Annotated in this window: 15 protein-coding genes; 3 read left to right on the top strand and 12 right to left on the bottom strand. The window is 60.7% G+C overall.

Features of this window, described 5'->3' with window-relative positions; translation table 11 throughout:
* Window positions 1-16: 16 nt before the first annotated feature.
* The 10 genes from modC to LLY24_RS15355 form a co-directional block, all read right to left on the bottom strand.
* Entirely contained in the window at window positions 17-1120 is a 1104-nt protein-coding gene (gene modC / locus LLY24_RS15400; RefSeq protein WP_259037181.1) for a molybdenum ABC transporter ATP-binding protein, read from the bottom strand.
* Entirely contained in the window at window positions 1113-1811 is a 699-nt protein-coding gene (gene modB / locus LLY24_RS15395; RefSeq protein ID WP_259037180.1) for a molybdate ABC transporter permease subunit, read from the bottom strand. The genes modC and modB overlap by 8 nt, the downstream gene beginning before the upstream one ends.
* Window positions 1808-2599, bottom strand: a complete 792-nt coding sequence (gene modA / locus LLY24_RS15390) for a molybdate ABC transporter substrate-binding protein (protein WP_259037179.1) — start codon at window positions 2597-2599, stop codon at window positions 1808-1810. The genes modB and modA overlap by 4 nt, the downstream gene beginning before the upstream one ends.
* Window positions 2600-2650: 51 nt before the next feature.
* Window positions 2651-3040: a winged helix-turn-helix domain-containing protein gene (locus tag LLY24_RS15385; protein WP_259037178.1), complete on the bottom strand. Its 390-nt coding sequence runs from the start codon at window positions 3038-3040 to the stop codon at window positions 2651-2653.
* 48 nt (window positions 3041-3088) lie between these two features.
* A complete protein-coding gene (locus LLY24_RS15380; RefSeq protein ID WP_259037177.1) occupies window positions 3089-3214 on the bottom strand; it encodes a hypothetical protein in 126 nt (41 codons plus the stop codon).
* A complete protein-coding gene (locus LLY24_RS15375) occupies window positions 3207-4286 on the bottom strand; it encodes a sulfate/molybdate ABC transporter ATP-binding protein (RefSeq protein ID WP_259037176.1) in 1080 nt (359 codons plus the stop codon). The genes LLY24_RS15380 and LLY24_RS15375 overlap by 8 nt, the downstream gene beginning before the upstream one ends.
* A 36-nt stretch (window positions 4287-4322) precedes the next feature.
* On the bottom strand, window positions 4323-5171 hold the full coding sequence (cysW, locus tag LLY24_RS15370) for a sulfate ABC transporter permease subunit CysW (RefSeq protein ID WP_259037228.1): 849 nt from the start codon (window positions 5169-5171) through the stop codon (window positions 4323-4325).
* Between the two features lie 90 nt (window positions 5172-5261).
* Window positions 5262-6092 (bottom strand): sulfate ABC transporter permease subunit CysT, encoded by an 831-nt coding sequence (gene cysT, locus LLY24_RS15365; protein WP_259037175.1) that lies wholly within the window; start codon window positions 6090-6092, stop codon window positions 5262-5264.
* Between the two features lie 83 nt (window positions 6093-6175).
* Complete coding sequence (locus LLY24_RS15360) at window positions 6176-7243, bottom strand: sulfate ABC transporter substrate-binding protein (protein ID WP_259037174.1); 1068 nt, start codon at window positions 7241-7243, stop codon at window positions 6176-6178.
* A gap of 125 nt (window positions 7244-7368) precedes the next feature.
* Complete coding sequence (locus tag LLY24_RS15355; RefSeq protein WP_259037173.1) at window positions 7369-8316, bottom strand: CysB family HTH-type transcriptional regulator; 948 nt, start codon at window positions 8314-8316, stop codon at window positions 7369-7371.
* A 204-nt stretch (window positions 8317-8520) separates the two neighbouring features.
* On the opposite strand from LLY24_RS15355, the gene LLY24_RS15350 reads away from it, so the two are divergent.
* The 3 genes from LLY24_RS15350 to LLY24_RS15340 all read left to right on the top strand — a co-directional run bounded on the left by LLY24_RS15350 (window position 8521) and on the right by LLY24_RS15340 (window position 10252).
* On the top strand, window positions 8521-8964 hold the full coding sequence (locus LLY24_RS15350; RefSeq protein WP_259037172.1) for a DUF1090 domain-containing protein: 444 nt from the start codon (window positions 8521-8523) through the stop codon (window positions 8962-8964).
* A 152-nt stretch (window positions 8965-9116) separates the two neighbouring features.
* Entirely contained in the window at window positions 9117-9545 is a 429-nt protein-coding gene (locus tag LLY24_RS15345) for an MbcA/ParS/Xre antitoxin family protein (RefSeq protein WP_259037171.1), read from the top strand.
* Window positions 9539-10252 carry an RES family NAD+ phosphorylase gene (locus LLY24_RS15340; RefSeq protein ID WP_259037170.1) on the top strand — a complete coding sequence of 238 codons (714 nt, stop codon included), beginning with the start codon at window positions 9539-9541 and terminating at the stop codon, window positions 10250-10252. Before LLY24_RS15345 ends, LLY24_RS15340 begins: the two co-directional genes overlap by 7 nt.
* A gap of 4 nt (window positions 10253-10256) precedes the next feature.
* On the opposite strand, the gene mntR is transcribed toward LLY24_RS15340, so the two are convergent.
* Both mntR and LLY24_RS15330 read right to left on the bottom strand, forming a co-directional pair.
* On the bottom strand, window positions 10257-10739 hold the full coding sequence (mntR, locus tag LLY24_RS15335) for a manganese-binding transcriptional regulator MntR (RefSeq protein WP_259037169.1): 483 nt from the start codon (window positions 10737-10739) through the stop codon (window positions 10257-10259).
* Between the two features lie 133 nt (window positions 10740-10872).
* On the bottom strand, window positions 10873-12840 hold the full coding sequence (locus LLY24_RS15330; protein WP_259037168.1) for a monovalent cation:proton antiporter family protein: 1968 nt from the start codon (window positions 12838-12840) through the stop codon (window positions 10873-10875).
* Window positions 12841-12878 lie beyond the last annotated feature (38 nt).

Here is a 12878-nt window from a genome sequence, read left to right as displayed (position 1 = left end):
CATGGTGTTCGTAATCTCACAACGCATTCACCGCGACGCTGCGAATTAGCGCGACGATCTCCTGGCCCTCGGCGAGTGCCAGCTCATCGAAGGCTTGTTTGGTTAGCCGCGAGCGTAGGCGATGCGCTCCAAGGCGTAGACGAAGCTCGACGGTATGGGGGCTCTCTGGCAGGGTCGTGATGGCATCGATCGTAGCCGGTAGCTGGTTGCGGTAGCTGGTGCCCTTAAGCGGCGTGAGCGCAATGGCGATGTCGCGTGCGCGGATACGCAGGCGTACGCGGCTACCTTCGTGGAGAACGCCGGGTAGGGTGAGATGATGATCTTGATCGAGCGCCACGCGGATCAGGTGATAGTCAGGATCACAGGCGCTGACGCAACCTTCGAGAATCGAGGTGGCATCGAAGCCGGAAAGCGCTTGGGTAAGATCGAAGCGCTGCAGTAGCGCCGGTAAGCGGTCGCTGGCCTCCACCCGGCCCGCGCGCATGAGTACCAGATGGTCGGCAATGGTCGTGATCTCGTCCGGGTCGTGGCTTACGTAGATGACCGGGATCTCGACTTGCTGGGTCAGGCGCAAAATGTACTGCAAAAGCTCGGCCTTGCGCGCGCCATCGAGCCCAGTGAGGGGTTCGTCCATCAGCAGGAGCTGAGGGTCGCTTAACAGCGCTCGGCCGATGGCCACGCGTCGCGCTTCACCGCCGGAAAGAGTGCCCGGCATTCTGTCGAGCAGCGCGCTAATTCCCAAGAGTTCGACGGTATCATCGAAATGCGATATCGCTTGAGCTTTTACTCCATGGGGTATGCCATAGGTGAGGTTACGGCGCACGCTGTAATGCGGGAAGAGTCTTGCTTCCTGGAACACCACGCCAATGCGGCGCCGATGAGGCGGTACGAAGCGGCGGCGTTGGGTATCGAGTAGGGTCTTGTCACCCAGCGTAAAGCGCCCGCGCGAGGGGCGTTCGAGCCCGGCGATAACGCGTAAGACGCTCGTCTTGCCGCTGCCCGAGGTGCCAAAGATGCCGGTCACGCCATGACCAGGGAGATCGAGCGCTGCTTGAAGATGAAACTGGCCTAGGCGCTGGTCGACGTCCAGGCACAGTCTGCTAGAAGGGGTATCAGCCATCGCGTTCCTGCAAACGTAATCGTGTGCGCCGGGCTAGCCACTCGGAGGCGATGAGTGACATCAGCGCGATCACGATGGAAATTAGGCACAGCCGTGCCGCAGCGCCTTCCTGGCCCGCAGACTGAATCAGGGTATAGAGCGCCAGCGGTAGCGTTCGCGTCTCGCCCGGAATGTTGGAGGCAAAGGTGATGGTGGCACCGAATTCGGAGAGCGCGCGGGCAAAGGCCAATACCGTACCGGTCAAAAGCCCTGGAATGGCAAGCGGTAGGGTGATGGTAGCGAATACGCGCAGTCGCCCGGCCCCCAGGGTGCTGGCTGCCGCCTCGAGCTTGGGGTCGACCGCTTCGAGCGAAAGCCGCAGCGCGCGCACTAAAAGTGGAAACGCCATTACGCCGCTGGCCACCGCCGCCCCTTGCCAGGTGAACGGCAGCGAGACGCCAAAGACGCTATAGAGCCAGCTGCCGATCACGCCTTGTCGGCCTAGCGCGATCAGCAGCAGATAGCCGACCACCACCGGCGGTAGCACTAGCGGTAAGTGAATCAACCCATCGACGATGGCCTTGCCTTTGAAGTCGTACCGCGCGAGCCACCACGCCACCGCGATGCCCGGCGGCAGAATCCACGCCACCGCCGCAAAGCCGATCAAAAGACTCAGCCGAATGGCTTCCCACTCGGCGGGCGAGAGCGTCACGGGGTTTCAACGTCGGTATCGAAGCCGTACTCGGCAAAAATTGCCAGCGCTTCATCGCTACCCAGCCACTGGCGCAGCGCGTCGGCGGCTTCGTTGTCGTGACCGATCAGGGCGGCGGGATAGGTGATAGGTTCATGGCTATCGGTTGGGAAGAGACCCAGCACGCGCACCGCGTCGCTTGCGAAAGCGTCGGTTTGATAGACCACGCCGGCGGGCGTTTCGCCGCGCTCGACCAGCGTGAGGGCGGCGCGTACGTCGTTGCCGCGGGCAAGCCGTGGCGCCAGTTCGTTCCACTCGCCAAGTGCTTCCAGTGCTTGCTGAGTGTAAATGCCTGCCGGCACGTGGTCAGGGTCGCCTACCGAAAGACGTTCGTCGTCGCCTAAAAGCGAGACGATCGGTTCGCCCTCGCCGGGCGTGAAGGTGTCGGGTAAAGCATCGCTTGCCGATACCAGCGCCAGACGGTTTTGCAGTAGATCGCTGCGCTCCTCCACGTCCACGCCTTGCTGCTCGAGCCAATCCATCCACTCGACGTTGGCGGAAATGAACAGTGCCGCTGGGCTTCCGTTAACGATCTGGCGCGCCAGCGTGGAGGAAGAGGCGTAGACCGGCACGATCTCGACGTCGTGATCACGCTCATAGGCGTCGATGGCGGCGTTGAAGGCATCGGTAAGCGAGGCCGCAGCGGCCACGTGGATCTGTTCGCTAGCGAGTGCCAAGGACGAAAGGGGCAAGCTCAGCCCTGTGACCAGAGCAGTGAAGAAAGGCAGAGCAGTAGAGCGTAGGTTCATAGCGCAGCTTCCGTTGTGTCCGTTTGGATATAGCGGAGCATATCTAGTCGCTTAAGTAGAATCAAGCGGGGAAGCATCAGCGGGTCTGCCCAATAGGTCGATCAGCGCCTGGGCCTCGGCCGACACGCTCGGTGAAAGTTTGCGTTCGAGCGCGCGATAGTGAGCCAATACCTGCCGACCTAGTTCGGTCAACTGCGCGCCGCCACGCTCATGGCCACCCGCCTGCGTCACAACCAGCGGCGCGGAAAAGTGGCGGTTCATGGTGTCGATGAGCTGCCAGGCTTTTTTGTAGCTCATATTGAGCGTGCGCCCGGCAGCGGAGATCGACCCCGTACGCTCGACTGCATCGAGCAGTGCTGCTTTTCCAGGCCCGATGACCACGTCGCGGGCAAGGGCCAGGCGCAGCTGGAAAGTGGGGGCGGGGTGGTGGGTGCGCGTCATGGTGACTCCTCGGGCGAAGACGCCGAGCAGTGTAGCAGCCCACAAGGCTCAAGGCGCATCCAGCCAATCGACGATATCGCGGGGGCCAAAGGCAGAGGCACCGTTTGGCGCGTGCGATGCGCTACACGCCCGAGCGATGAGGCGCTGCCAACTGCCAAGCAGGCGCTTAGCCATTGAGCACGCGCTCATCGGGTAGAAACACCCGGCTATGTAGCGGGCGAATCCAGGCGTCGCTGCCCTGAGAAAGACCCAGGGCGCGGTAGCGATGCTTGGGGAGCTCGGCGTGAACCAATGCGTCGCTGGCATCGGTGTGCAGTTCCAAACGCACGGCGGGACCGACCACCGATACCAGCTCCACCTTGGCGGGCAATGCGTCGGCGTGCTCTTGGCGCGCGAACACCTCGATCTCGTGAGGGCGCACGTAGGCGTGCCCGTGCTCGTTGCGCTGGTCGGCGTACTCCGGTGCGGGCAGGGCGATGCCGCCGATATGGGCGCTACCCTGATGCACTCGTGCCTCGAAGAGATTGACGTTACCCAAGAAGCGGTAGACGAATGGGTTAGCCGGGTGGTCGTAGACCTCCTCGGGTGAGCCATCTTGCTCGACGCGACCCTTGTTCATCACCACGACCCGGTCGGAGACTTCGAGCGCTTCCTCCTGATCGTGGGTGACGAACACGCTGGTGACGTGGATATCGTCGTGCAGGCGGCGCAGCCAGCGCCTGAGCTCGGCGCGCACCTTGGCATCCAGCGCGCCGAAGGGCTCGTCGAGCAGCAGCACCTTGGGCTCGACCGCCAGCGCTCGGGCCAGCGCGATTCGCTGGCGCTGGCCGCCGGAGAGTTGATGCGGGTAGCGGTGGGCGGTCCAGTCGAGCTGAACGAGCTCCAGAAGGCGCATGACCTTCTGCTTGATCTCATCTTTAGTAGGGCGCGTAGCGCGCGGGCGTACGGTCAATCCATAGGCGACGTTTTGAAACACCGTCATGTGCTTGAACAGCGCGTAGTGCTGAAAGACGAAGCCGACGCCACGCTTACTCACGTGTAGGTCGGTGGTATCTTCACCGTGAAAGCGAATGCGCCCGGTATCGGGCTGCTCGAGCCCGGCGATGATGCGCAGTAGCGTGGTCTTGCCCGACCCCGAAGGGCCGAGCAGGGCGGTCAGCTCACCTTCGCGAAAGGTCAGGCTGACGTCGTCCACCGCGACGAAGTCGCGAAAGCGTTTATTGACGCGGTCGATTTCGATGCTCATGCGAAAATCCCTGTGATAAAGCGTTAAACGTTAGGCTCAGGCGGCGGCGCGGCGCTGGCGACGCTCGTCTTGCCACTCGACGACGCTTTTGATTGCGATGGTGACCAGCGCAAGCCCAGTTAGCAGTGACGAAACGGCGAAGGCGGCGGTGAACATGTACTCGTTGTAGAGCACCTCGATATGCAGCGGCACGGTGTTGGTTTCGCCCCGAATGCGCCCGGACACCACGGCAACGGCGCCGAACTCCCCCATCGCCCGGGCGTTACACAAAATGATGCCGTAGATCAGCCCCCACTTGATGTTGGGCAGGGTGACGTGCCAGAAGGTCTTGAAGCCGCTGGCGCCAAGGGTAAGAGAGGCTTCCTCTTCCTCTTTGCCCTGCTGCTGCATCAAGGGAATCAGCTCGCGGGCAATGAACGGTAGGGTGCCAAAAGCGATGACGATGACGATGCCGGGAACGGCGAAGATGATGCGCAGATCATGGGCGGCGAGCCAAGGCCCGAGCCAACCCTGGGAGCCGAACAGGATGACGAAGATCAGCCCCACCACCACCGGCGAAATGGCAAACGGCATGTCGATCAGCGAGATCAGAATCGGCTTGCCGCGAAACTCGAACTTGGCGATGGCCCAGGCCGCGGCGATGCCGAACAGGGTATTGAGCGGTACCACGATGGCGACGATCAAAAGCGTCAGACGAATGGCCGATAGCGCATCGGGGTCGCGAATGGCCTCGAGCCAGGTCGCGATGCCGCGCTCGAAGGCCCCAAAGAGCACGACGGAGAGCGGTAGCACCAGAAACAGCGCAACGAAGGCGAGGGCAACGGTGATCAGCGTTACCTTGAGCCAGGCGGGCTCCTCGGTGGCGCGACGCCAGCGTTTGGCCAGCGCGTCGTTATCACTGGCCGTAGGCGTATCGGCTCGATCCACCTCGCTCGCCGCTTGATTGGATGTGTTCACTCTAAGCTCCCTTGCTAATTAACCGTGACGACGGCTGGTCCACCACTGCAGGCCGTTGATGACCAGCAGCATCGCGAAGGCGACGACGAGCATCACCGTGCCGATGGCGGCGGCGCCGTGGTAGTCGTACTGCTCGGCTTTGGCGACGATCAATAGCGGCGTGATTTCGGTGCGAAAGGGCAGATTGCCCGAGATGAAGACCACCGAACCGTACTCGCCCAGCGCGCGCGCGAACGCCAGGGCGTAGCCGGTCAGCAGCGCCGGAAAAAGCGCGGGAAAGATGACCCGACGAATGGTCGTGAAACGGTCGGCTCCGAGGCTTGCCGAGGCCTCCTCCCACTCGGCTTCCAGATCCTCTAGCACCGGCTGTACGGTGCGCACGACGAAAGGCAGACCGATATAGGTCAGCGCCACGACCACGCCGAGCTGGGTGTAGGCGACGCGCACGCCAAAGAGTTCGAGGTACTGCCCGACCCAACCGGTGCTGGCGTAAAGGGTGACCAGCGCGATCCCCGCCACCGCCGTGGGCAGAGCGAAGGGCAGATCGACCAGCGCATCGATCAAGCGCTTGCCGGGAAAACGGTAGCGCACCAATACCCAGGCCAGCAGCGCACCGAAGAACAGGTTGATCGTGGCGGCGATGAGCGAGCCCCCAAAGGAGAGCTTGTAGGAGGCCACGACCTGGCGCTGGGTCACGGCGTGCCAGAAGGTGTCCCAGCTCATGGTCGTGGTGTAGAGCAAAAAGGCGCCGACCGGCACCAGAAAGATCAGCCCCATGTAGAGCAGGGTGAACCCCATGGTCAGACCGAAGCCCGGTATGACGCGACGACGGGCAAGCGTGATCGACATGACGATATTCCTTCGACTGGCGTTATCTCTCGCCGAGGAGCGCGCCCCGGCGAGAGATGGAACGAGGCGACTATCAGGGCAAATCAGGGGGCGTTGATCGCTTCCAGAATTTCATCGAAAACGCCGCCGTCGTTGAAGAAGCGCGCCTGCGCCTCACGCCAGCCGCCAAAGACCTCGTCGATAGTGAACAGCTCAAGCGACGGGAAGGTATCGGCATACTCGGCCAGCACCGCCTCGTCGATGGGGCGATAGTAGTGCTGCGCGGCCAATGCTTGGGCCTCATCGGAGTAGAGATACTCGAGATAGCCTTCGGCGACATCGCGGGTGCCCTTACGCTCGACGTTGGCATCGACCACGGCCACGGGCGGCTCGGCCAGAATGCTCTGCTCGGGCACTACGATCTCGAAATCGCCCTGACCCAGCTGCTCCACCGAGAGGATCGCTTCGTTCTCCCAGGCAAGCAAGACGTCGCCCAGGCGGCGCTGAACGAAGGTGTTGGTGGCTCCGCGCGCGCCGGAGTCGAGCACCGGGACGTTCTCGAAGACCTGGCGGACGAAATCGAAGGTCTGCTCCTCGTCGCCGTCGAACTGCTCCAAGCCATAGCCCCAGAGCGCTAGGAAGTTCCAGCGCGCGCCGCCGGAGGTCTTGGGGTTGGGCGTGATTACCTCGACGTCGTCGCGAATCAAGTCGTCCCAGCCCTGAATGTTCTTAGGGTTACCGTTGCGCACTAGCAGCACGATGGTCGATGTATAAGGGGAGCTATTGTGCGGCAGCCGCGTCTGCCAATCGTCGGGAATCAGATTGCCCCGGTCGTGAAGCGCATCGATATCGTAGGCCAGCGCCAGGGTGACCACGTCGGCATCGATGCCGTCGATCACCGAGCGTCCCTGGGAGCCCGAGCCGCCATGCGACTGGCGTACGGTCACTTCCTGGTCGTGCCCTTCGCGCCAGTGCTCGGCGAAGAGCTGGTTGTAGGCGCGGTAGAACTCGCGGGTTGGGTCGTAGGAGACGTTGAGCAGCTCGACGCGCTCAGGCTGTGCTTGAGCGTGCGAGCTGACGCCGAGGGTGGCGCCTAGAAGCGCGCCGCCGATCAGAATCGACGCGGTGAGTTTGGAAAGTGACCAGAGCGTGGGCGGTGCGGTGAGATTCATGGCGGTTCCCTTGTGTCGCGAGTAAGTCAATGACGTTATGAGGGATAGCCTACGCAATGCCTTTAGAATCAATAACGAATATAAAATGGATTGCTTATTACTTTTTTAGCTTAAGCGCGCCGTCTCTATAGCCCAGCGAAATCGCCTTGGCGCCCTGCCAGTACCCGCTGCACGGTCTCTTCGTCCAGGTTCTCGCGGCAGAGCTTCAAGAACTGATAGGCATAACCGCGTAAGAAGTGGCCGCGGCGCAGCGCGAGGTAGGTGGTGTTACGCGGGAACAGTGCGCTTGCATCTAGCAGGGTGAGGCCACGGTCGCGCTGCTCGTGGTAGGCCATCGAGGCGATGACGCCTACGCCCATCTCGAGCTCGACATAAGTCTTGATCACGTCGGCATCCAGCGCCGTCAGCACGATGTCCGGATAGAGCTCGGCGGCGGCGAAGGCCTGGTCGATACGCGTTCGTCCGGTAAAACCATCGTGATAGGTGACGATGGGATATTCGGCGATACGCTCGAGCGTCAACGGGGCAGCGTCGTTCAAAGGGTGATGGTCGGGAACGATGACGCCGTGATACCAGTGGTAGAACGGAAAGCAGGCAAATAGCTGATTCTCTTCGTGCAGCGCTTCGGTGGCGATGCCGATATCCACCTTGCCTGCTTTCAATAGCGAGACGATCTCGTCCGGGCCGCACTGGTGTAGCTCCAGGTGCACCTTGGGAAAGGCCTGCTTGAACCGAGCGATGATCGGCGGCAGTGCATAGCGCGCCTGGGTATGCGTTGTGGCAATACCGAGGCTCCCTTGATCCTCATGGGTCAACTGATGCGCCGAGCGTTTGAGGTTTTCGACGTCCAAGAGAATACGTTCGATGAAGTCGATCAGCCCTTGGCCAGCCACGGTGAGCCCCAGAATGCGCTTGCCCCGACGCTCGAAAAGCTCGACTCCTAATTCGTCCTCAAGATCGCGAATGTGTTTGCTGGCGCCTGACTGTGAGGTGAACAGGGCGTTAGAGGCCTCGGTCAGATTGAAGTGGCGGCGTACGGTCTCACGTACGATGCGCAGCTGTTGTAAATTCATTGAGACGGCTCTCCCTGGCATATATGGAATATATTCCTTATTCTTTTTTATGATAAAAGATATTTTTTTATTCCTAAATTATGTTTTTAGATATGCATATCACGCTTTCGTCACGCTGCTATTTTGTCATGATGCTAGGCGGTCGATACTCAGTGCGATCTTGAAAGCACGCCGTAGGCGCGTGACGATTCCAGGAGGTGGTTTATGAAGAAGCAACGTATCGTTGCTGTGAGTGCGCTCAGCGTAATGGGCGCTTTGACGTTTTCCTCGCTCGCTATTGGCGAGGAGGAGGCTGGAGGTAGGCTCTGCGCGATCAAGCGCGACGATGTACAGTCACAGCTCGAGTACGCCCGCGAGCATCACAATACCCATCGCGTGCGCGGGTTGGAACGGGCCTTAGCGGCAATCGAGGAAAACTGCACCGATGAAGGGCTTCTGCGCGAAGCCCAAGAGGAGGTCGATGAGCATCGGGCAGAGGTAGAAGAGCGCCAGGCCGATCTCGATGAAGCGCTTGCCGAGCAAGATGACGAAGAGATTCGCGAGCGTGAAGCCAAGCTTGATGAGGCGACTCGCGAACTCGATGCCAGCATTGAAGCACTCGATGCCCTGGAGCGCTTAGCGGAAGAAGGGCAAGCCTCTGCGGAGTGAGCTAGGGCGGCAAAAGACACATCGGTATGAAAGCGCAGGAGAAGAGCGCATAGAAAAACGCCACGACGCGGAACGCTTACTGTGCTAGTGTGTCTGTAAATACATATTTATTTATTTTGTGTTTGTAGATTCATCACTCAGTGGAGGCAGCGATGCTTGATGTAGCGCATGGTATCGATAAGCACGGTGTCGATAAGCATAGCGCCGATAACAAGGCGGCGGCCGCGACAGGTCTAAAAGCGGCCGTGCGCATTCTTGATAAATGGCAGGCAACGGGAGAGCAGGGCGAGGCGATCCTGCGCGTATCGCACAGTACCTACGCGCGGGCGCGGCGTAATGATCTTAGCGCGATCAAGCTCGATGCCGACCAGCTTGCGCGCATCAGCTACGTGCTCAATATCCATGCGACGCTGCGGCTGCTGTTCGAAAACCCCGAGAACCTCTATGGCTTCGTCAACATGCCCAACCACACGCCGTTCTTCAACGGTCGTACGCCACTGGCCATCATGGGTAGCGGTGAGTTCGCCGCGCTATATGAAACCTTCAAGCGCATCGATAGCCTGCGAGGTGGGCAGTGGTAGCCGCAAGCGCTGACGACGTTGCCGCCTTGCCGCGTCTTCCCGCTGCCCGTCAAGTGGGTCATCGTTTGATCAACAGCAAGTTCCCCCCCATTGCGCTTTTTGACGATGTTGCCGATGCCGAAGAGTTCGCGGCACTCCATGCGCTTCAGGCCTTGACCAACCCAAGGTTGCAAAACGAGGCGGGCAATCTTGCGCTCTTGCCGCCCAAGGAGATCCCGTTCGGTATTCGCGGCTGCTCCTACGCGGCGGGGCCCTTCACTCACGTCAATCCCAGCGGATCGCGGTTTAGCCGTGGCGAGTTCGGTGTGCTCTATCTTGCCGATACGCTGGAAACCGCGATAGCCGAGGTCAAACATCACCAACAGCACTACTGGCGCCGCGTAGAAGGGCTGCACTACGATCGCTTCGTGTTTCGCGCGCTAAAGTTCGACTTCGATGAAGGGGGCTGTGGCGATGCTACTGTGCTGCCGCTCACGCATCCGATTTATGCGCCGGATGACTATCGCATGTCGCGCCAGTGGGGCGAAGCGGCGTACCGTCAGCTGCCTGGGCTTCGCTATCACTCGGTGCGCAGGCAAGAGGCCCACTGCTGGGCGCTGATGACGCCACGCCACGTCACTGAGGCGGTACAGACGGCCCATCTCGAAATGATCTGGAACGGTGACGTGACACAGGTGAATCGGTTATCGGCTTATCGTGCGCTGTAGGGGGTTAGTTGTTGGCGCTCTGGCGTTCTGTAAAGCGCTGCATGATAGTGAGCGTCTCGTCGCTGACGTGATGCTCCATGCCTTCGGCATCGATACGGGCAGTGGTGTCGGGCACGCCAAGGGCGCGTAGGAAGTGCAGCACGACATCGTGACGCGCGCGGGAAGTTTGCGCCATATCCTGGCCCGCTTGGGTCAGAAACAGGGAGCGGTAAGGACGGCTATTGACCAAGCCCAGTTCGTTGAGACGACGAATCATCTTGGAAACCGTCGCTTGGCTCACCCCCATGCGATTGGCAAGGTCGGCGGCACGCGCTTCGCCGCGATGTTCGATAAGATCACCGATCAGCTCGACGTAGTCTTCGATCAGCTCCGTTTCATGGGCGTTACGAACCGTCTCGTATTGGCGTACGTGCTGCTCGACGGGTGGCAGCGCATCGCCGCATAAACGGGATTGATCGGCGTCGAGCCGTGGGTCGTATTCACTCATTGGCAGCCATCACCGGTTCGCGAAAGTAAGAAGAAAATCACACAGTGCAAAATGCAATCGTCGATGGTAGCGCATTTTGCACCCATATCGTTAGCCAGCGCGTTTGGGGTTAATCGAGCCAGAGCGCTTAGCGCTAATCGAGTAAGCGCCGCTCGGCGCGTTCCAGGTGCTCGTTAGTGCCTAGAAGCACCAAGACGTCGCCGGGGTGAAGCCGCATCGATGGGTCAGGGTCGCGGTAGCGCTCGCCTTCGCGCACCAGCGCGGTGATAGTAACCTCCTCGGCGAGTAGCTTAAGCTCCCCAAGCGGCTTGCCAACGCTTGCGTGGCCAGCGTCAATGCGCAACGAGTGCAGCCGTTCGCTCTGCTCGTCGCCTTCGCCATCGAAACGTTCGAGGCTACCCTTGAACAGCTCCTTGAGCAGCGGGTAGCGACGAACGCGCTGCTCTTGCAACCGTCGGGTGACGCGCCACATGGGGACCTCGAGTGCCAATAACGAGTGCATGGCCATGACCATGCCGCTCTCCAGCGTTTCGGGGATCACCTCGGTCGCACCTGCCGCTCGCAGCTCATCGGTGCCTGCCTCATCGTGGGTACGCACGACGATGGGCAGCGAAAGCCCTAGCTGGCGCACGTGGACGAGGGTACGTAGTGCGGCGGTGCGATCATCGTGGCCGATGATCAACAGTCGCGCCTTGGCCAGGCCCACACTCTCCAACACCACGGGGTCAGAAGCGTCGCCATAGAACACCGGATGCCCGGCCAGCCGCGCCTCCTTGACGATGGTTGCGTCGAGATCGAGCGCCACGTACTTAAGCGACTCGCTCTCCAGAAAATGGCTGATGACCTGTCCGGTTCGCCCATAGCCGCAAATGATCACGTGCTGGGCATAGCGTTCGGAGGCAGGCGGTGGTGCGTCGTCGATCTCCTGACGACTTCCGGGTTTAAATAGCCAAGCGGCCAAAGGTTGGTTGTAGCGAATCAAGAAAGGCGCGACCACGATGGAGACCAACACCGATGCCAGAACGACCTGGGCGGGTTCGGAGGCGATAATGGTGTGCTCGAGACCGATGGCCAGCAGGGCAAAACCGAACTCGCCGCCGACGGCCAAGAGCAGTCCGGTGCGAAAAGCGGTAGGCGCATCGATCCCAGAAAGGCGCACCACGATCATCACGATCAGCGTTTTGACGCCCAGTAACAGCGCCGCGCCCATGAGCGCTTGAGGCCAAATCAGCAGGAGTGCGTCTGGCTCCACCAGCATGCCGATGCTGACGAAAAAAAGCCCGAGCAGGACATCGCGGAAAGGGCGAATGGTCGTCTCGATCTGATGACGAAATTCGGTTTCACCTAGCACCATGCCCGCCAGGAAGGCGCCAAAGGCCATCGATAGCCCCAGGGCGTCGGTGACCCAGGCGGCCACCAGCGATACGAACAGCACCGTTAGGGTAAAAAGCTCCGCCGAGCGGCGTTGGGCCACGAGGTGAAAGAGCGGCCTAAGGGCGTAACGCCCAGCAATGAGTACCAGTGCAAGGGCTGCCAGCGCTTTGAGCAGGGCAACGCCAAGCGCGCCGGCCACCTGTGCCGCAGCTGCGGCCCCGAGCACGGGAATCACCACTACGAACGGTACGGCGGTGATGTCTTGAAACACCGAAAGCGTGGTCGCCAAGCGCCCATGACGGGTCTGGTTTTCGCCCTGCTCCATCAGCTGTTTGGTAATCACCGTGGTAGACGATTGGGTGAACACCGCGCCCACTACGAAAGCGGCCGCGCCTGAAAGCCCCACCCACCAAGCAAAGAGGGCAAGCACGAGGGTGGTAAGAGCGACCTGGGCGCTACCCAGACCCAAGATGGTATGGCGTAGCGCGTAGATTTGCGGCAGCGAGAAGCTCAGACCAATGGTGAAAAGCAGAAAGACGATGCCGAATTCGGCGATCATGCTGATGTGGGTCTGTTCGAGCACGGGCCCGGCCGTATGCGAACCCAGCATCACGCCGACCAGCAAATAGGCCAGGCTCGGGGGAATGCGAAAACGCTGAAACAGCAGCACGACGAAGACCGTTGCACCGAGCAGAATCAGCGTTTGTACTAGGGTTTGTTCCAGCAAGGCTGGGATTCCTTACGTAGGTAGCATACTGCTCGTAG

This window comes from Halomonas dongshanensis (assembly GCF_024790395.1).
Taxonomy (GTDB): domain Bacteria; phylum Pseudomonadota; class Gammaproteobacteria; order Pseudomonadales; family Halomonadaceae; genus Vreelandella; species Vreelandella dongshanensis.
This window is presented reverse-complemented; position numbering and strand designations above follow the sequence as displayed.

Coding starts and splice junctions, on each gene's coding strand:
- modA (WP_259037179.1), bottom strand. CDS start 2,599: ATGAACCTACGCTCTACTGCTCTGCCTTTCTTCACTGCTCTGGTCACA.
- LLY24_RS15380 (WP_259037177.1), bottom strand. CDS start 3,214: ATGGCTAAGCGCCTGCTTGGCAGTTGGCAGCGCCTCATCGCTCGGGCG.
- mntR (WP_259037169.1), bottom strand. CDS start 10,739: ATGAGTGAATACGACCCACGGCTCGACGCCGATCAATCCCGTTTATGC.
- cysT (WP_259037175.1), bottom strand. CDS start 6,092: ATGTCGATCACGCTTGCCCGTCGTCGCGTCATACCGGGCTTCGGTCTG.
- LLY24_RS15385 (WP_259037178.1), bottom strand. CDS start 3,040: ATGACGCGCACCCACCACCCCGCCCCCACTTTCCAGCTGCGCCTGGCC.
- LLY24_RS15345 (WP_259037171.1), top strand. CDS start 9,117: ATGCTTGATGTAGCGCATGGTATCGATAAGCACGGTGTCGATAAGCAT.
- LLY24_RS15360 (WP_259037174.1), bottom strand. CDS start 7,243: ATGAATCTCACCGCACCGCCCACGCTCTGGTCACTTTCCAAACTCACC.
- LLY24_RS15355 (WP_259037173.1), bottom strand. CDS start 8,316: ATGAATTTACAACAGCTGCGCATCGTACGTGAGACCGTACGCCGCCAC.
- LLY24_RS15375 (WP_259037176.1), bottom strand. CDS start 4,286: ATGAGCATCGAAATCGACCGCGTCAATAAACGCTTTCGCGACTTCGTC.
- LLY24_RS15350 (WP_259037172.1), top strand. CDS start 8,521: ATGAAGAAGCAACGTATCGTTGCTGTGAGTGCGCTCAGCGTAATGGGC.
- modC (WP_259037181.1), bottom strand. CDS start 1,120: ATGGCTGATACCCCTTCTAGCAGACTGTGCCTGGACGTCGACCAGCGC.